Below are 18,022 nucleotides of genomic sequence, written 5' to 3' on the forward strand. Positions count from 1 at the left end.
GCCGCCTGGCCGCACAAAAGTCCAGTCTGGTATGTGTTGGCGCAGCAACTTTGACATGACATCTCGTGCGGATCGGAGATGTGCCACTCTTGCTCGGATCAAGGAATCAATAGTGCTGCCGGCGCTGACGAGTCTGCAGCTGTCTTGATCGTAACGTAACGGCCTACTTCTCGAGGGGGAACACGAAGCCAGCCAACGCGAAGCCCGGCCCAGAGGGTCTTGCTGAACGAACCGACCGTGACCACGCGATCCTTTCTGCTCCAAGATGCCAGGGGCGGTGGCGGTTCCTTGTCGAACCACAATTCGCTTAGGGTGTCATCCTCAAGCACCGTTAGGCCCGTCTCGTCAGCAATCTCAGCTAACTCTGCGCGCACATCGGAGGTGTAGACCACTCCCGTTGGATTTTGGTGGTTGGGAGTTACATGGAGCAGACGGGGCGATATCGAGAGGACCATATGCCTCGTTACACTTGGGCTCAAGCCAAAGCGTCCCAATGGTGCCCCCACGAGGCGCGCTCCAGCGAGCGAATAGGCGTCGATTGCACCGTGGTATGTTGGATCTTCGATCAAGACCCGATCACCACGGGATAGCTCCGCCGCGGCTACCAGGCTAATGGCCTGCTGCGCACCCGTCGTAATGATTATTTGCTCAGGTGTTGTAGGGAGCCCGGCATTGTCGTAGCGGCTCGCGATCAGCATTCGAAGCTGGGGCAGGCCCTGGGGATGGTAATCCCTCTCTGCGAGCAGGAAAGCTGCCTGATCAGCGATGATCTGAGCGAAAGCCGTTGGAGCTTCAGGCGCAATTATGGACAAGTCAACTGTTCCTGATGATGCCTTTTGGCCCCCGGGTGCCAGTCGCGAGGCTGCGCGCACGTCCCTGGACAAAGAAACCTTCGCGCCAGGGGCGCCAGCGACCCGCGTCCCACTACCCTTTCGTCCCACGACTATGCCACTTTCTTTCAAATGCAGGAACGCTCGCAAGACGGTGGTTCGACTGATACCAAGCCCTGCAGCGAGCTCTCGCTCCGAAGGCAATCGGTCGCCAGGAATCATCTCCTTCCGCACCACGCAAGCCTCAATGGCGCCGGCGAGACTCTTGTAAAGTGGCTCACCGGGTCTGCTCCAGTCGCCAAGAAAAGACAACACTCGCACCAGTCCTTCAGAACGCACCACGATCCCTCCATCCATTACTAAGAACTGCACGCTCAAAAATGGCATCCATCTGCAGAAGCCGATGATACCACTTTCTTAAAAACTGGACTCTTTCAACGCAAGGGCTCTCTGACATGGTGTCCAGCGCGAACTTCTTAAAGAAAGGACCGAACGGTGACTGAAGCTCAAGCTCTTGCGGTAAGTGACATTCCCGCCCTCGTGGAAACTGCACATACCCGGGTCGCCGGCCATATTCACCGCACCCCTCTACAACGGTCCACCTACTTCAGCAGCCGTACTGGAGCGAACGTTTTCTTCAAGCTTGAACAGCTTCAGGTTTCTGGTTCCTTCAAGGCGCGCGGGGCCGTGAACAAGATCGCCTCGTTGTCAGAAGCCGAGCGTGCCAGGGGGATTGTCGCTGCTTCTACAGGCAACCATGGCGCTGCTGTAGCACATGCTGCGAATGCGTTCGGAGCAAAAAGCCTAATCTTCATGCCGGAGAACGCCTCGTCCGTTAAGATAGATGCAGTCCGCGGACTTGGTGCAGAGGTTCGCTTCTACTCGAAAGACAGCGGACAAACCGAAATCCACGCCCGCGCTTTCGCGAATGAGCGCGGTCTCACGTTCGCTTCCCCCTATAATGACCCGGCAATTATTGGCGGGCAGGGGACGATCGGCAAGGAGTTGATGGAACAGATTGGCCAGGTCGACGAGTTATTCCTGTCGGTCGGAGGCGGCGGACTGCTCAGCGGCATTGCCGGATACCTGAAGGGAATTGGTCAGACACTTCGGGTCTGCGCATGCTCCCCACAAGCCGATCATGCGATGTATGCATCAATCCAGGCTGGCAAGGTTGTGGTTTTCGAGGCTGATCCAACGATTGCTGACGGATGCGCCGGGGGCATGGAAGAGGATGCCATCACCCTTCCATTGGTCACTCGGCTCGTTGACGAATGGCATCTCCTTTCGGAGGAGGCCACGAAGGCCGCGATGCGGCTGTACATCGAGAACGACAACCATCTTCTGGAAGGGTCAGCAGGACTTGCCATCGCTGCTCTGCTCGAAGCCGCAGAGCATGATCCTGCACGCTTCGAGGGCAAGACAGTTGTTCTCGTCATTTGCGGATCCCGCATCAGTCCAAAGACGCTGAAAAGTCTTCTTTGATCACCGCTGTTGAGTGCACGGACATCGGGCGCGTCATCGGGCCCGTTTGCCGATGGTGCTTTCATCTTCGACCAGCTCATTCTCACGCCGCCAGCCTCGGGATGCAGCGCTCGACCAATCGCAGGAATCGTTGGTTGTGAGCCACCAGTATGCTGCGACACTAACTTGCTTAGCGCGTGATTTGGGTTGGTCGGCGTGCACATGTCTGCCGGCTAAGTGACTTTACAGTAGCCCTTCGACTTTCAGTGCTTTTTGCACAGATGTGCGGTAGCGATGCGACCGAGAAGCGCTTGCAGGCTCGCAAAGCGAGTAAGAGGATCGTTTGCCGAGCCCATTGCTTCTCCGAGGCGATCTTCGTTTGTGGAGCCAGGCTCCACAATGTCATCAAAATGAAATAAAACACCGTTAAAGGCTGCCGCTAACACAGAGCATCGGGAGGCACGGGAGCTCTCCGTTCAATCGAACTCCATTGACTCTGGATCAGCAACTCGCAAATCGGCCAGGCGGCCGACTGCGCCAACGTTCTTCTGGAGACAATGTCCAGTCTGCTCACTCCTTGGCGAAGTGTCGCTGCGGCATTTGTCTTGAACGGTGTCTTGTTCGGAACCTGGGCCTCTCGCGTCCCAGCCGTGATGACGCGCTTTGATCTTGACGAGGCGGGCCTCGGAGCGCTGTTGCTGCTTCTGGGGCTGGGCGCGCTCATTTCGTTCCCGCTTGCCGGCCGGATGTCCGATAGTTTGGGTGCTGTGCGAGTGACCCGAAGGATCGCGGCCGCATTCCTGATTTCGATCGTCTTGCTTGGTTTCGCCCCAACGTTGCCGCTGCTGGGGGTCGCGCTTTTCTTCTTCGGAATGTGCCATGGTTCTATGGATGTGACGATGAACAGCTGGGCGAGCGAAGTGGAAAAACACATGGGGCGGCCAGTGATGTCGTCGTTCCATGCGATGTGGAGCCTTGGTGCAGGGCTCGGCGCAACGAGCGGCTATTTTGCCGCTCATGCCGAGGCACCCCTGCACATCCATTTCGCTTTCACCGCGGTCGTCGCCGGCGCCCTTCTGGGACCGCTTCTCCGGTTCGATTGGCCGTCTACCACCCGGCCGAAGCGGAAGGGAGCGGTCAGCTTCGCGCTACCTAACTGCACTCTCCTTCTTGTAGGGTTCATTGCGCTTGCTTCCGGGTTGGGCGAGGGCGTTGCTGCCGATTGGAGCGCCGTCTACCTGCACGATGTTGTCGGAACGGCGGAGGCGCACGCCGCGCTGGGCTACGCGGGCTTTTCCGCCGCTATGGTGATCATGAGGCTCGCTGCGGATTTCCTCGTCTCGCGCTTGGGGCCAGCCGCCGTTGCACGGCTGAGCGGATACTCGGCCGCCATTGGAATTTTCCTAATCGTCGCCTCCGACACCTTACCGCTTGTCCTGCTGGGTTTCGTGCTCATGGGGGTCGGCTACGCTGCCCTCATTCCGCTTGCCTTCAGTCGGGCAGCCGCGGACCGTCATGTGCCGCCAGGCCGGGCGATCGCCTCCGTCGCAACCTTCGCCTATGGCGCCATGGTCCTCGGGCCTCCCGCGATCGGACTGCTTGCGGAAGCCACTAGCTTGCGCGTCTGCTTTTTCGTGGTTGGGGTTTCTGCCGTGTTGGCTGCAGCCCTGGCTCCAGTGTTGAAGCAGGAACAGGTTGATGGCGCGCCTGCGACTGGAGAAGGACATTGATTGCGGCTACGGCTCCGCAAATGCGTCCCAGGCAAATTTTGAAGGGGAATTATTGGGACCGACCATGCTAACTCGTAGGGAGCATTCTCGGCTTTTTAGGAAAACGGCTTTTGTTTTCTTCGGCCTTACAAGGAACAGGTATTTTGGCAATGAGCATTAACCCGCCAGCAATGACAGCGGCACGGCACGAGAGCATCCTGGCTCACTTGCAGGAGGAGATCGATCGTCTGCCGAATGCGCTTGCTCGCATTGCCAAGTACATTTTGGAAAACCCCGAAAAGGTGCTGCACCAATCGGTCGCAGAGTTGGGTGAATTCGCGGGAAGCGGTGAAGCAAGCATAGTGCGGCTTTGCCGGCAGATAGGCTTTTCCGGCTTTCGCGATTTCAAGTTGGCGCTGGCTGGAGAGATTGGCCGTCCGGGACTGCCTACCGCTGGTCCTGAAAATGCGGACAGCGCCCTGCTATCGCTCCATGACACCATGGTACAAAACCTCGGCATCGCACACAGCAATGCCGATCTCGAAACCCTCAAGAAGGTCGCCGCGGTGCTTGCGGCAAGCAGACGGATTGATCTCTACGGAGCAGGGATGTCCGGCGTAACGGCAGAACTGCTCGCCTACAGGCTCTTGCGGGTTGGACTTACGGCGGTGGCGTTCAAAAACTCCAACATGGCGCATGAAGTCGCCAATGGACTTGGCCCGGGATGCGTGGCGATCGGTTGCTCGATCTCCGGTCTGTCGGTTGATACCGTGCAATTTCTGAAAGGCGCCCGCTCAGCGGGGGCAGTGACCGTTGCGATCACCAACCGCGCCCGCAGTCCGCTAAGTGAGGCAGCGGACTTCACTCTGCAGGCATCTGGTCTTCATGACCGCCCGATCGGCGGCACGCTGACCCCGATGGTCGGAAAGATCTTCGTGATCGAAAGCCTGATGCTGGCGCTCGGAAAAGCGATTGAGGAATTGTCTGGAAAATGAAACTAAACTCCATATTGTCATCAATATGAAATAATACACCATTAAAGCTGCCCCAACCGAAGGAACTGGAATGGCAGCTTTGGACCTCCACATTGACAAAATCAGCAAGCGCTATGGCGCGACGGATGTGCTGCGCGGCATCTCTTTAAGGGTTGCCGCAGGGGAATTTCTGACCCTGCTCGGGCCGTCCGGTTGCGGCAAATCCACCCTTCTGCGCATCATAGCTGGACTGGAGCGCGCGGATCACGGCCATGTGCGTGCAGGGGGCAGGGGGTTGGACGCTATCGCGCCGAAGGATCGCGAGCTGGCCTTCGTATTCCAAAGCTATGCGCTTTATCCGCATCTCAGCGTTTACGACAATATCGCAGCCCCGCTGATCATGCGCGAACTGACGGGCTTTGAACGTCTTCCGGTGATCGGCGCTCTGCTGCCCGGAGCTGGCCAACGCAACCGCTCGATCGAAGAGAGGGTCCGCCAGACCTCGGCGTTGCTCAAGCTCGACGCGCTGCTCGACCGCCGGCCGGCAGCACTTTCGGGTGGACAACGCCAGCGTGTGGCTTTGGGTCGCGCCATGGTGCGCAACCCGAAAATCTTCCTGATGGACGAACCGCTGGCGAACCTCGATGCAGCGCTGCGCATCCATACGCGTGGCGAGATCGCTCGGCTCCATAGGGAAATGGGAACGACGACGATATTCGTGACCCACGACCAGGCTGAGGCGGCAGCGCTTTCGGACCGCGTCGCCATCATGTTTGGCGGTGAGATCCGCCAAGTCGCAAGCCCCGCCGATCTCTATCGCGAACCTGTCGATCTCGATGTTGCCCGGTTCCTGGCCCAGCCATTCCTGAATGAGTTGGCTGTGACCGCACCGATCGGCGGCGGGCTGATGATCGGTGGCAACAGGATCATTATTCGCGATGCGCTCGGATCCGGGGAGGCTGGCACGCTGGCTTTCCGGCCGGAACATGCGTTCCTGGTTGGCGCAAATGAGCCGGGCGTGCTGCCGGTTCAAGTCGCACGCATCGAGCACGCTGGGACCGATGCTTATGTCTTTGCCGAGGCTAGCGCGGGTGGGCAGTTCGTCGTTCGGATCGCGGCTGAACGCGCTCATGCGATGCGAGGCGGGGAGACCCTCGGACTGAGCATCGATCAGGACAAGGCATGGTTCTTCCCCTTTAACGGGTCCCGCCAGCGTCGCGACCACAGCAGGGCGGCTTGAGATGGCCGTGGTCGACGATATCCCGATCCGTTCCTTGGCTGATAACGCCTCAACCCACGATCTTTACGCGCGTGCCCAGGCTCGCGCGGGCGTCATTCTGGCTCTGCCCGCGACGTTGTTGATTGCCGCTCTTGTGATCGGCCCTGCCATTCTCGTCTTCTTTCTGTCGTTCACAGACGCTTCGCTCGGTCTTGCCGGTGCCCGGTTTGTCGGGCTTGCCAACTATACGCGCATGCTGACCGACCCCGGCTTTGCGCAGAGCTTGCGCAACACCGCGCTTTATGTGCTTGTGGTCGTGCCGACCTCTATTGGATGGGGGCTTTTGGTCGCTCTCCTGATCGCCCAATCTCGGTTTGCGGCACTCTATCGCACAGCGTACTTTCTGCCTGTGGCAGCGACCCTGGTGGCGCTTGCAACCGCCTGGGAAGCAATCCTCCATCCCAGTCTCGGTTTCGCAAATACCCTGCTGCAGCTTTTCGGAGCCTCTCCCGTCAGGTTTCTGTCCGATCCGGCAACGGCCATCTATTCGCTCGCGGCGATCGGCATCTGGCAGTTGGTGGGTTTCAACATGATCCTCTTCCTTGCCGGTCTTTCGACCATTCCAAAGGAACTCTACGAAGCCGCAGCGATTGATGGGGCAGACCATGGATGGAAACGCTTTTTGCTCGTGACCTGGCCGATGCTGGCGCCGGTGACGCTGTTCGTCACGGTGATGACAATCATCCGCGCCTTTTCGGTGTTCGAGACGGTCGCTGTTCTCACAGGGGGCGGGCCGATGAAGTCCACGTCCGTCATTCTCTACACATTCTATGAAGAAGGCTTCCGCTACTTTCGAGTGGGCTATGCGTCGGCAATCGCCGTTTCTTTCTTCGTCTTCGTCACCATCCTGTCGCTCGTCCAGATGCGTGTTTCCGAGCGCCGGGGTCGCTCTAAAACCAATGGAGGCCGGTCATGATCATCACGCAGTCTCCGGCCTCCCGCCTTGCCTCGCACGCCATACTGACAACTGGCGCGATCGTCATGGTCTTCCCTTTTTTATGGATGCTACTGGCCTCGCTGACGCCGCAGAGCGAGATATTCAGCGGCAGCCTCCTGCCGGTCCCGACGCTCAGTGGCGCAATCGACAATTACGGCAACGCACTTTCGGCCATTCCGCTCCTGCGATTCATGGGGAACGGCATCGTCGTCTGCTTCGCAATTCTTGTGCTGCAGATCGCGGTTGCCATTCCTTGTGGTTATGCGCTCGCCAAACTTTCCTTTCCCGGCCGCCCGATCCTCTTAGGGGCCGTCCTTGTCGGTCTCCTGGTGCCGGTCCAAATACCGACGATCCCGATCTACATAGCGCTCGCGAAATCCGGGCTGCTCAATAGCTACGCTGCGCTGGTGCTGCCCTGGATCATCTCGGTGTTTGCCATCTTCCTCTTCCGGCAGTTCTTTGTGACCTTTCCCGACGAGGTGCTGGACGCAGCACGCCTCGACGGTTTCAGCGAACTTTCGATCGCCTGGCGGATCATGCTGCCTGCAGCGTGGCCAGCCGTCGCCTCTTTCTCGATCTTCTCCCTCGTGGCCCATTGGAACGATCTCTATTGGCCCCTGGTGGTGACGACCAATCCCGACATGATGACGCCGTCGCTCGGCATTGCCTATTTCCGGCAGGCGGGCGAGGGCGCCGGAAATGTCGGTGCGCTGATGGCCGGGGGCGTTCTCGTGACCGCGCCCTTGGTCGGTCTTTTTCTTCTCATGCAGAAGCACTTTATCCGGGGCCTGGTGCTCGTCCGACACTAACTCCGTTTTCCAACCTAATTCTCAAACCTTAGGAGAGCAATGTGAAAACACTTGCCATGATCCTTGCTGCCGGCATCACTGTCGCCCTAGCAGCCCTGCCGGCGCAAGCCGAAACGAAACTCGACGTGTACTACGCCTGGCCCGAACACGAAGTCATCCACAAGCCGATCGCCGATCGCTTCATGGCGGACCATACGGACATCAAGATCAACTTCCGTGCCGCTGCACCCAGCTATGATGAAGCTGTCCAGGCGTTGATCCGCCAGAGCATGGCGGGCGAGTTGCCGGACGTTCACTATGTCGGGTTCAACGTGCTGCGTCCGCTCGTCGCGCGTGGCCTCGTAAAGCCCATCGATGATCTCGTTGCCGCGGACCACCTGGCCAAAAAGGGTTATACGGAGCAGGTCCTGTCTCTCGCAACGATCGACGGCCATCTCTACGGTCTTCCCTTCGCCATGTCGACGCCGGTCGTTTATTACAATGCCGATCTTGTGAAGCAGGCGGGTGGCGATCCCGACAAGATCCCGGCCGACTGGGACAGCTTTGTTGCGCTCGCCGGCAAAATCGGAGCGCTCGGCGACGGAACGTCCGGCATGTATTATCAGCTTGGCTCGGACGACTGGACCACGCAGAACCTGGTGCGGAACTTCGGCGGCCAGATGATGAACGACAAGGAAAGCGACATCGCTTTTGACGGTCCTGCCGGCCAGGCCGCGGTCAAGCTGTTCAAGCGGTTCCATACCGATGGCGCTCAGCCGGCGATCGACTCCCGCGCCGCCCGGCAACTCTTCACCTCCGGCAAGCTTGGCTTCTTCTTCGCCTCTGCCGGTAGTGTGAGCGGTTTCGAAGGTGAAATTGGAGACCGGTTCAAACTGCGCACGGCCAAGCAGCCGCTCGGCGTTGAAGATGCGACAATGCCGACGGGCGGCATGGTTGCAGTAGTCCTGACCGACGATCCCGCCAAGCGCGCCGCTGCCTGGGAGTACGTCAAGTTCGCCACAAGTCCTGAAGGCCAGAGCATTGTCGTGCCGAATACCGGCTACATGCCGACCAACACGCTTGCGCTCGACAAGGATCATCTCGGCGCCTTCTACGACAAGCATCCCAACTGGTACACCAGCGTGCTCCAGACGCCGCGCGCTCGCCCGTGGTTCTCCTGGCCTGGCGATAACGGTGTTCAGATCGGCGAGGTCCTACGCGACGAAATGACGGCCATCGCGCTCGGCTCCAAGCAGCCGGAAGCCGCTCTCGCGGACATGGCGTCCCAGGTTCGCGCCCTTCTGCCGAAGACCAACTGATCCACTCCTCCCGGGACGCTGCACATGTGTGCGGCGTTCCTTCCTTTTTTCGCGGATTTACCTATGAAACTCATTCATCTGACTGACCTCCACCTTGTACGCCCGGGCGCAATGCTCTTTGGCTTCGACCCTGCCGAACGGTTGCGAAAAACCATCGCGCGTATCAACCGTGATCACGCCGACGCCGAGCTCTGCGTCGTGACCGGCGATCTCACTGACGAGGGAGACTTCGCTTCCTACGAACTGCTGCGCGACGTGCTGCGGGACCTGCGCGTACCCACCCGGCTTCTGCTCGGCAATCACGACAGCCGTGAGAACTTCGTGCGCGCCTTTCCCGGTGAACCGCGCGATGAAAGCGGCTTCGTCCAGTCGGTCCACGAGAGCTCCGCGGGACGCCTCATCTTCCTCGACACCCTTGTGGAGGGTTCCGGCCATGGCGCGCTGGACGAGGGGCGGCTCGAATGGCTGCTGGCGCGGTTTACCGAGAAGCCGGAAGCGCCCACTTTTCTCTTCGTCCATCATCAGCTGCAGCCGATCGGTTTGCCGCATTTTGAACCATGGAACACAGAGAACTGGCGTCACAACATGCGGGCAATCGTTGGGGCCGGCAATGTGCGGCACATCTTCCACGGTCATGTGCATGTCGATGTCGGCGGTACGTGGAGTGGCATCCCCTTCAGCGCAAGCCGCGGCGTTGCGCATCAGATCATTCCGAATTTCACGCGCAGGGATGCGGATTTCGTCGAGGACGCGCCGGCCTTCGACATCGCGCTGATAGACGCTGATGGCGTCCTGGTCCATCGCTTGGAAGTGAGCGACCGCCACGTGGTTGAGATCTCCGCTGCAGGTCCAGTTCCGGAGGGCGAACAATGAACCAACAGAATTTTTATGAACTGGTCATCTTCGATTGCGACGGCGTTCTGATCGATAGCGAGACGCTGGCAAGTCGCATCGACGCTGAGGAACTGACCCGCATCGGCTATCCGACGTCTTATTCTGATGTGGTTCTACGCTTCACCGGCCTGTCGTCGGCGACCATGCGGAAGATGATCGAGGAAGACTGGGGCCGTGCCCTGCCGAGCGACTTCGATACCATCGTGCAATCCCGGATCAAGGAAAGCTATCGGACGGAATTGCAAGCGATCAGTGGCATTGACCGGCTCCTGCACCAGTTGCCATTACCGCGCTGCGTCGCCTCGAGCAGCGCGCCGGACAAGCTGCGACTTGGTCTTGAACTGACCGGGCTTTGGACGCACTTCGATCCACACGTCTTCAGCTCGGTCATGGTAAAGGCCGGCAAGCCGGCACCGGACCTGTTCCTGTTCGCCGCAACCCAGATGGGCATTGCGCCGGCGCGCTGCGTCGTGGTGGAAGACAGCATTGCCGGCGTTCGCGCAGGTGTCGCGGCAGAAATGACCGTGATTGGTTTCACGGCAGGCGGCCATTGCCTTGAGGACCACGGTCAACGATTGCTCTCAGCCGGCGCTGCAGTCGTTGCGACATCGGCAGAAGAGTTGGGTCCGCTGCTGATGATGAGCGAGGTTTACGCGACTCCCAAGATGGCAGAAGGCTGATCGCCCGCCGAAACGTCTTTTCCAGGCGCCCGGTGACAGCATGTGCTGCGGCCGGGCTCTGGATCATTCGCGAGGGCGAAACCTACGATACGCGTGGCTCGGGAAGGCATGCCGTTTTCCAAAGGATTAGATAGGCTGCGGATCTGCGGCATGCATATGCGGATACGAGCCCAGCTGTCGGCCAAGGCTCGAAGTAAACGGCGGGCCACGGCCGGTGGTATAACGCGCTCCTGTTAGGGGAACCCGCAGTTATGTTGCGCGCAGTTCCATCTGGTGTGGCGCCATTCGACCAGGCGCGGGAATCGTTGGTTGTGAGGCACCGCATCCAGCATAAGATGAAAATACCTCGGTAATCCCATAGGTTGCCGTTTTCTTGGGTTGCCCCATATCGCGGCTGCGATCCTCCGTCTAATAAATCAGTTATTTAGTTCCGCTAGTGCAAATCGGATTGGTCGAGCCCGCAACCAATTGCGATAGGGGAAATCGAACTTCTCGGCGCCAATGGCGTACCGAAGCGTGAATAACGTCTGCGCTGTCGAATTCCATACAAAATTCACCCCGTTCGCCCTTTCGCGGTAACCCACGGTTAGTTCTAATTACGATGCACTTCATAGACCTGCCTCCGCTTAGCAGGGGTTTAGCGCCACGCGGAAAGACGGGTCAAATCACAGCGGAATTCAACAGCAAGACGACAAGGAGCTTGACCACCACGCTCGCTTTGCACCAATACCTGTCAGCGGTTACACTGGAAACCTATGCCCTGCGCTCGGCGATGACGAACATGACGCGGAAGCTGCCGTGCCGCTTGAACAGGGTCCAGAGCGGTTCGAAAGCGTGGTTCAACCGCGCGGCTTCGACAGCGTCCCCTGACTGCGCCGCACGCGTCAGCGCAAGCGCCGGGGCCGCCAGCAGACCTGCCGCAACGCTGTACCAGGTGTCACATCCGGCAAGCAAGGCATCGGCCGCACCCCAATCGCCGCTGTATCCGATCGAGAACGTGTCAGGGGTGATCTGCCGCAGGCGTGCCAGTTCCCCCGCATAATCGTCATTTGCCGCCAGAGGCATTTTTACGGCGACGATGTTGGACACCGCTGAAAGCCGGGCGATCAATGCATCGCTGAATGTGAAGTGCGTGGTGCTTGGATTGTTGTATATGCACAAAGGCAGGTTTCCCGCCTCGGCCACGGCAACGAAGTGCCGGAAGACTTCGTCGTCTTTTAGGGGAACGTAGGACATGGGTGCGAGGAGCAGGCCGTCAGCGCCAGCGGATTTGGCATCGCGCGCCAACGCCTTAGCCTCGTCGGTACGCAATGCTCCCACACCCACGACAAGAGGCGTTTTGCCGCCGATGCATTCCACGGCGACCTGGACCGCACGCTTCCGTTGCTCCCTCGTGAGGTAGGCATAGCCGCCCGTGCTGCCGAGCAGGCCGATGGAATCTGCGCCGGCGTGATGAATCCGCTCGAGAAAGCGAGCCAGCGCATCGGTGTCGACATGCCCCTCGGCATCGGTTGGAGTGAGGGGGAACGCCGACAGTCCACGAAACAAAGTCATCATCTATCCTTTCGAAACTAAATACGGGAGAGCAGCATGCGCAGCCCTGCAAACGCGAAAAACATCGCCAGCAGACTTTCGATCCAGCGACGACAGCGGCGATACAGAGCCACCATCGGGGGTGTGGAGAAAACGATGGCGTAGCCGCAGAAGATCGCGACACTCAGGACGGCGCAGCCACTCAATATCGCAGCAATGCTCTGCCATGAGGAATTCGGGCCGATCCCCAGTGTTACCAGCGCGATCCATGCCAGCACGGATTTTGGGTTCGCCAAATGCATCACGAGACCCCTTCGATAGAGCGCACCCGGTGAAAGAGTGACTTCGTCGGCAGACGCGCGCGCTGCCAGCTTCTCGTTTGACGTGAGGGCCGAACGTCCCGCCTTGAAGGCGAGGAATAGCAGATAGAGGCCCCCGAAAATCTGGAGAACGATCAGCGCCTGGGCGTACCTGGCCAACAAGGCGGAGATGCCCGTCGAGGCCATCAGACCCCAGAAGATCGAGCCGCTGACAACGCCCGAGGCGAGCATGAGCGCGGCACCTCTGCCGCGAGCCATCGCCACGCCCATAATGCGCATGTTGCTCGGGCCGGGGCTTCCCGCGGCGATGACATATGCTGCGTAGACTATGAGCAACTGATGGACATCGACATTCATTCTCTGAACCCTTAAAAATCTCATTCAAATCGGTGGATGCGATCACTCGACCCGAAACGTCACTTGGCGATGGCGATTGTTTGGCTCACGATCGTGCAGCCCGGCATCAACGCATTCAGCCCTTCAACCAAGGCATCCGTCGCCTCCGCCAGCGCTTCGTCGGGCATGGTCTCCAAAGCCTCCAATATGAACCACATCCGGCCTCTTGTGGCCTCCAGGCGGGTTCGAGTTCCTTGTCGCCAGTTCCAGCGTCTGCAGGTTACACCGTTGTCGTCGCGCCAGACGACCTCTCCCGACAAAGGCGGATCGATGACCTCCTCCCCATTCATTACGGTGTCGAACGTTTCCGTCCCGTCCGCGATCGTCAGGAAGGGTCTCCCGACATAGGAGTCGTAGTTCTCGCCGCCCACCGGGATTGCGTATTTGAGGCTGATGGCGTTGTAGAGATCGACGATCGGGTTGATTGTCGGAATGCTACCGTCCTTGAGGACACGCTTTCTCAGGGCCTGGGCTGAGCATGGCGTGCGGTTCGGCTTCGCCCCAAAGCGGACATAGGCGTCGGACCAACTCGCCAGATGAGTTTCTGCCCAAGCCGGCCCACCCGCCAACACGCAATCGCAGGCTTCAGCGAGCAATCGAGGATCGAAACGCCCTTCTCCTGCGGAATTGGCATCGACGTGGACGCTCACTGCTCTGAATCCGGGTGCAATATTCTGTATTCGACCGTCGATGACGGGTTTCTCAAACATCCAGGCAACTCCATCAATTCAGGCAAAGGCAATCCATGAGCGGCGCGACGAGTGACGAACACCTCTCCTTGACTGGAAACCACTATTGCAGTTCACTGGCACAAATGAAACTGCCAGTTATGGGGATGTTCATTGGTCCAGTACAAGGACGGGTCTCGCAGAACGGGAGCAACGCGTCGGATCTATCATTCCTTGCTCACGCAGATCGAAGCCGGAGTATACGGTGTCGGCGACACTTTGCCTTCGAGCCGCTCGCTTGCGGAAGAACTGGGTGTTTCAAGGACAACGGTGACCACCGCTTTTGACCAGCTCATTTCGGAGGGTTATGTCCAGGTACAGCAGGGTCGAAAAGCAACGGTTGCGTCCGCAGGGCGGCTGAGTCAAGTTACCCCGTCCGACCGTTCGGCGATCGCCGCTCGCCAGCTTTCGGCCTATGCAACTCGCACGATGGCTCAGCCGTCGAACAGCACCGCCGGGAAGCCACAGCTCAAATTCGATTTCCGCTACGGGGATGTCGCAGCGGTGGACTTTCCAAAGACACCCTGGCGAAAAGCGCTGAACACCGCCTTCCTCATGCATCGCGACAGATTGGGATACGATGATCCGGCCGGAAGCCGATCCTTGCGGGAGGCTTTGCAGAGCTATGTCTGGCGGTCAAGGGGCATCAGCTGCAATCTCGGCCAAATCTTAGTTGTGAACGGATCGCAGCAGGCACTGGACCTCTGCGCGCGGGTCCTTGTCAATCCCGGCGACGGGGTCGTGGTCGAAGACCCGTGCTATGCCATGGCAAAAAACGTCATGCTCGCCGTCGGAGCAAACACCGTTGCTGTGCCCTGTGGCGCTCATGGCATGGACACCACGAAGCTTCCCGAGGCTGGCGACATCGCGGTGGCGTACGTGACTCCGAGCCACCAGTTTCCCCTGGGAGGAGTTTTGCCTGCTGCGCATCGCCAAGCATTGATGGAGTGGGCCGCTTCGGCGAATACCTATGTTATCGAGGACGACTACGACGGCGAGTATCGGTACGACGTTGGCCCCATACCGCCTCTATATCTGTCTGGACAAGGCCGCGTCATCTACGTCGGAACGGTCTCGAAGACCCTGTCACCAACGCTCAGGCTTGGATACATCGTGCTCCCGCATCCACTTGTCGAGGCGTTCGTCCACTGCAAGCAGATCGCCGATCGGCACACCTCCACGTTCGAGCAAGAAGCTCTCGCGGCGCTGATCGAGACTGGCGCTTATGAGCGACATGTCCGCAAGATGAGGAGACTGAACGCGGAAAGACGCGCTGTATTTCTAGCGTCAATGACCCGCGCTTTTGCCGACGACATCGAGATCGTCGGCACGACCGCGGGACTTCACGTCGTCGTGTGGTTCAACACGATGCGCTCCAAGGACGAGGAGCGTTTTGCCGATACCGCTCGAAACCATGACGTCGGAATCTATCCTGTCACACGCCTGTTCTCATCCCCGACTGATGAGCGAGCCGGATATATTTTCGGCTATGCGTCCATGTCCGTCGACCAACTCGCCAAGGGAGTGGAGAAGTTGCACTGCGTCTACCTCGACCGTGTCGGCAATGCGGAGCCTCTGCGCGGGACCGCGGGCGACAACGGGAAGTTTTTGATGGTCAGATAGTTTTCATTGGATTGGGCTTCTGGAACCGAACGGATGCGGGTTGGTTTCCGGCTGCCGACCGGCCGCGGCGACGAATTCGCCCATGGATTACCGGGCAGTCCGGACAGCCGAGAGCTGCCGCCGATCGGTGTGAAGCCGCGGGACATGTTCGTGCCCGACCTTCACATCGGTACTTTGAAGGTGAAGAGCCGGAATTTTCAGTAAACGCCGCCGATCTCGGAGGCGTTCAGCCTGCCCGAATTCGCAGGCAGGCTAGCACGCGCCCTTGTGGTTAAAGCACGCTGACGTTCTCGGCCTTCGACTTCCCGGTCTTGCGGTCCTGGCCTACCTCGAAGCTGACCTTGTCACCTTCTCTGAGCGAGCCGCCTCGCTGCAAGGAAGAGACGTGAACGAAGACATCCGTTCCACCATTCTCGGGTGTAATAAAACCAAATCCCTTGTCGTCATTGAAAAATTTAACAGTACCAGTGGGCATGACAGTTCCTCTTGAATTCCCGTAGCGATTTGACTCCGCGATAGACTTTTTATAGCGCTATTGCTTGCCCATCAACCGCCAACACCGCGATACTGGCGTCGAGGCTCATCTTTAGGGCTTCATGCATTCTGTTGATCTCGTGGAGCTATGAATGAGGGTCGATAGTTCGGATAGGCTATTTGGTCGAGTTGACCGCTGCCTCGAGCTCTTCAATACTCTTCATCACCGCTTCGAAGCCTGGCGGCGTTGCAAAGATCATCGCCGACATTCTGTCGTAGTCGGCGGCAAGTTTCTTGCGCATGGCTGGTGTCGGTACGAGGCGATATGTGCCCGGCACGGCCAGATCGTATCGGTGGTCCGGAGATCGAAACATGAGTTCCTTATGCTGTCGGCACGCCTCTGCGAGTTCACGCATCGAAGCCGTTGTGAGACCGTAGTCCTGGTGTGTCCAAATCTGATGGACGTCGTAATAGTGGCGTGAATACCGATTGAGGTCCGGGATCCTTCTTTCCGGGTCTTCTTCAGCGCTGCGCTTTTCGGTCGTTTCCGTCATCGCGTGCAAAATGAGAACCTTTTCCCAAAACGTCCTCTCCGGCTTGGCGGTCGTTACGTTGGGAACCGTGAAATCACCTTCTCCCATTTCTTTAGCAACATAGGCAACAATCGTGCGCGCCTCTGCAGGTGACGGGTCTGGGCGCGCGCCGGCTTCAATGCGTACTGCTGACTCAACATAGTCCCCGCTCGTATCGAAAACGCTTTTGTATCCGAGCACCAGAACGTCGAGGGCCTCTTTTTTTCGGTAGGCATCGTAACCAAAATTGAGAGAGAAATGCCCAGCTTGGCCGATCGTGGCCTCGACCGCAGCGATTTCTTGGCTAAGTCTTCCCTTCAGAGGTCCAGACATATATTGACGTGCGGCTTCGTCGACCTCTTCCGCCAGTGCCTTTTGCTGCTTGGTCACCGAGGAGAGAGCGGCGATCTCGCTCTCTGTCGGTACTTTCAGGTCGGCTTTATAAATGCCGATGTCGATATCTTCGGAGAAGCGATTTATCAGGCCGTAGGCTTTGCTGAGGCTGGTACCCCCCTTGAAGTAAAGACCGATCGGATCGTCGGCGCGTCCGTTGAATAGGAAGTCGAGGACCCAGCAAACGTATAGGTCTTTTTCGATATTCTCAGCTCGCGTTTGTAGGTCGGAAGCCACCGTTTCGAACAAGGCCCGGCGCTCATCGGCGCTACTGCGAAGCACATTAATGAAGCCCTGGCGCATTTCCTTCCTCTGCGACGCGAATGTCGCGCGTTATTGTCTCCACCACGGGATACATCCAGGCAGGAAGCGCGCGAATGTTATCGCGCAGGTCCTGGACGATCGATCGCTTTTGCGAGCTTTGCGCGAGGTGACGGACAATACCATCGACGATGGTCTCGAAATTCGATCGTTCATCTCGAAACCAGGTGAGGGCCTGGACGATCCGCATGGCGGGTCGCCCCGCCCAAAATGCCGTTTTTGCCGCTATTCGCTTGAAATCGAGCCGGTAGATTACCGGCTTCGCTGCGTTCGGATCGCCGGAATTGGCTTCGATCTCAATCGTACGGGGGTAGGTATCCGCATAGATCGTCGAACGGGCGGGGACAGCTGTCGTCAAACCAAGGTCGTTCGCGGCTGTCATTCCGTCGACAAGGACGCGCAACTTGTCACGCCGCGCAATTGCATCGATGAATGCGGCGCGCGGCGGGAACACCATTTTTCCAGTCAGCTGGCTGATGCCTGGCTTATCGTAGAAGCCTCGATATGGGCGCCGGATATCTCCCCGGCTGGTAAGCCTCTGCAGCGCCTTCTCGACGGCGTGGGGTGTTCCGATATCGAGGAAGTCGTCACGCGACCATACGCCCCCGGGGGACGCGGCCGCTATGCGATCGCGAATGCGTTCAAGAGTGTCGGACGTCGGATCAGGCATGTCTCTCAACCTTCTGACCGAAGATTATATATAAATTTTGGTCAGTAGCAACCAATCAATCTTACTGACCAAAATTTATATCGAAAGTTTGGTCAGTAGCGGGCTTAGGACCCACTCG

At 58.6% G+C, this 18,022-nt stretch carries 18 protein-coding genes and 1 pseudogene; 11 read left to right on the forward strand and 8 right to left on the reverse strand.

The genetic code is table 11. The annotated features are described in order from the left end of the window. Nucleotides 1-98 precede the first annotated feature (98 nt). Nucleotides 99-812, reverse strand: coding sequence for an aminotransferase-like domain-containing protein (locus tag BLM14_RS26955; protein ID WP_237143713.1), 714 nt, complete (start codon nucleotides 810-812; stop codon nucleotides 99-101). Nucleotides 813-971: 159 nt separating this feature from the next. Continuing rightward, nucleotides 972-1,217, reverse strand: a pseudogene (locus BLM14_RS32835) (GntR family transcriptional regulator); the annotation flags it as partial. Between the two features lie 108 nt (nucleotides 1,218-1,325). Between BLM14_RS32835 and BLM14_RS26960 the strand changes: the two are divergent. The 9 genes from BLM14_RS26960 (at nucleotide 1,326) to BLM14_RS27000 (ending at nucleotide 10,874) form a co-directional block, all read left to right on the forward strand. Further along, a complete protein-coding gene (locus BLM14_RS26960) occupies nucleotides 1,326-2,315 on the forward strand; it encodes a threonine/serine dehydratase (protein WP_100003144.1) in 990 nt (329 codons plus the stop codon). 536 nt (nucleotides 2,316-2,851) lie between these two features. Continuing rightward, nucleotides 2,852-4,024, forward strand: a complete 1,173-nt coding sequence (locus BLM14_RS26965) for an MFS transporter (protein ID WP_100003145.1) — start codon at nucleotides 2,852-2,854, stop codon at nucleotides 4,022-4,024. A 149-nt stretch (nucleotides 4,025-4,173) separates the two neighbouring features. Beyond that, nucleotides 4,174-4,998: a MurR/RpiR family transcriptional regulator gene (locus BLM14_RS26970; RefSeq protein ID WP_100003146.1), complete on the forward strand. Its 825-nt coding sequence runs from the start codon at nucleotides 4,174-4,176 to the stop codon at nucleotides 4,996-4,998. A 70-nt stretch (nucleotides 4,999-5,068) separates the two neighbouring features. Beyond that, nucleotides 5,069-6,217, forward strand: coding sequence for an ABC transporter ATP-binding protein (locus BLM14_RS26975; RefSeq protein WP_100003147.1), 1,149 nt, complete (start codon nucleotides 5,069-5,071; stop codon nucleotides 6,215-6,217). A 1-nt stretch (nucleotide 6,218) separates the two neighbouring features. Further along, nucleotides 6,219-7,172 (forward strand): carbohydrate ABC transporter permease, encoded by a 954-nt coding sequence (locus tag BLM14_RS26980; protein WP_100003148.1) that lies wholly within the window; start codon nucleotides 6,219-6,221, stop codon nucleotides 7,170-7,172. Then, the gene (locus tag BLM14_RS26985; RefSeq protein ID WP_100003149.1) at nucleotides 7,169-8,002 is read left to right on the forward strand and encodes a carbohydrate ABC transporter permease; all 834 of its coding nucleotides are present in this window, start codon (nucleotides 7,169-7,171) and stop codon (nucleotides 8,000-8,002) included. The genes BLM14_RS26980 and BLM14_RS26985 overlap by 4 nt, the downstream gene beginning before the upstream one ends. A gap of 41 nt (nucleotides 8,003-8,043) precedes the next feature. Next, complete coding sequence (locus BLM14_RS26990) at nucleotides 8,044-9,300, forward strand: ABC transporter substrate-binding protein (protein ID WP_100003150.1); 1,257 nt, start codon at nucleotides 8,044-8,046, stop codon at nucleotides 9,298-9,300. Between the two features lie 63 nt (nucleotides 9,301-9,363). Beyond that, complete coding sequence (locus BLM14_RS26995) at nucleotides 9,364-10,173, forward strand: phosphodiesterase (RefSeq protein WP_100003151.1); 810 nt, start codon at nucleotides 9,364-9,366, stop codon at nucleotides 10,171-10,173. Next, the gene (locus tag BLM14_RS27000; protein ID WP_100003152.1) at nucleotides 10,170-10,874 is read left to right on the forward strand and encodes an HAD family hydrolase; all 705 of its coding nucleotides are present in this window, start codon (nucleotides 10,170-10,172) and stop codon (nucleotides 10,872-10,874) included. The genes BLM14_RS26995 and BLM14_RS27000 overlap by 4 nt, the downstream gene beginning before the upstream one ends. 753 nt (nucleotides 10,875-11,627) lie before the next feature. On the opposite strand, the gene BLM14_RS27005 is transcribed toward BLM14_RS27000, so the two are convergent. Genes BLM14_RS27005 through BLM14_RS27015 form a run of 3 tightly spaced genes read right to left on the reverse strand, consistent with a single transcriptional unit; the run spans nucleotide 11,628 to nucleotide 13,833 of the window. Then, nucleotides 11,628-12,428 (reverse strand): dihydrodipicolinate synthase family protein, encoded by an 801-nt coding sequence (locus tag BLM14_RS27005; RefSeq protein ID WP_237143714.1) that lies wholly within the window; start codon nucleotides 12,426-12,428, stop codon nucleotides 11,628-11,630. 17 nt (nucleotides 12,429-12,445) lie between these two features. Continuing rightward, the gene (locus tag BLM14_RS27010; RefSeq protein WP_100003153.1) at nucleotides 12,446-13,084 is read right to left on the reverse strand and encodes a LysE family translocator; all 639 of its coding nucleotides are present in this window, start codon (nucleotides 13,082-13,084) and stop codon (nucleotides 12,446-12,448) included. Between the two features lie 59 nt (nucleotides 13,085-13,143). After that, the gene (locus BLM14_RS27015) at nucleotides 13,144-13,833 is read right to left on the reverse strand and encodes a B3/B4 domain-containing protein (RefSeq protein ID WP_100003154.1); all 690 of its coding nucleotides are present in this window, start codon (nucleotides 13,831-13,833) and stop codon (nucleotides 13,144-13,146) included. 192 nt (nucleotides 13,834-14,025) lie between these two features. Between BLM14_RS27015 and pdxR the strand changes: the two genes are divergently transcribed. Further along, on the forward strand, nucleotides 14,026-15,474 hold the full coding sequence (pdxR, locus tag BLM14_RS27020) for a MocR-like pyridoxine biosynthesis transcription factor PdxR (protein WP_237143715.1): 1,449 nt from the start codon (nucleotides 14,026-14,028) through the stop codon (nucleotides 15,472-15,474). 33 nt (nucleotides 15,475-15,507) lie between these two features. Further along, complete coding sequence (locus BLM14_RS31350) at nucleotides 15,508-15,678, forward strand: hypothetical protein (RefSeq protein WP_157929618.1); 171 nt, start codon at nucleotides 15,508-15,510, stop codon at nucleotides 15,676-15,678. Nucleotides 15,679-15,745: 67 nt separating this feature from the next. Here the strand turns inward: BLM14_RS31350 and BLM14_RS27025 are convergent, their stop codons facing one another. The 3 genes from BLM14_RS27025 to BLM14_RS27035 all read right to left on the reverse strand — a co-directional run bounded on the left by BLM14_RS27025 (nucleotide 15,746) and on the right by BLM14_RS27035 (nucleotide 17,904). Next, nucleotides 15,746-15,949, reverse strand: a complete 204-nt coding sequence (locus tag BLM14_RS27025) for a cold-shock protein (RefSeq protein WP_100003156.1) — start codon at nucleotides 15,947-15,949, stop codon at nucleotides 15,746-15,748. Between the two features lie 175 nt (nucleotides 15,950-16,124). After that, nucleotides 16,125-17,216 (reverse strand): nucleotidyl transferase AbiEii/AbiGii toxin family protein, encoded by a 1,092-nt coding sequence (locus BLM14_RS27030; RefSeq protein ID WP_100003157.1) that lies wholly within the window; start codon nucleotides 17,214-17,216, stop codon nucleotides 16,125-16,127. Further along, a complete protein-coding gene (locus BLM14_RS27035) occupies nucleotides 17,197-17,904 on the reverse strand; it encodes a DUF6088 family protein (RefSeq protein WP_100003158.1) in 708 nt (235 codons plus the stop codon). Before BLM14_RS27035 ends, BLM14_RS27030 begins: the two co-directional genes overlap by 20 nt. Between the last annotated feature and the right edge of the window lie 118 nt (nucleotides 17,905-18,022).

The sequence above is a fragment of the Phyllobacterium zundukense genome, assembly GCF_002764115.1.
GTDB lineage: Bacteria > Pseudomonadota > Alphaproteobacteria > Rhizobiales > Rhizobiaceae > Phyllobacterium > Phyllobacterium zundukense.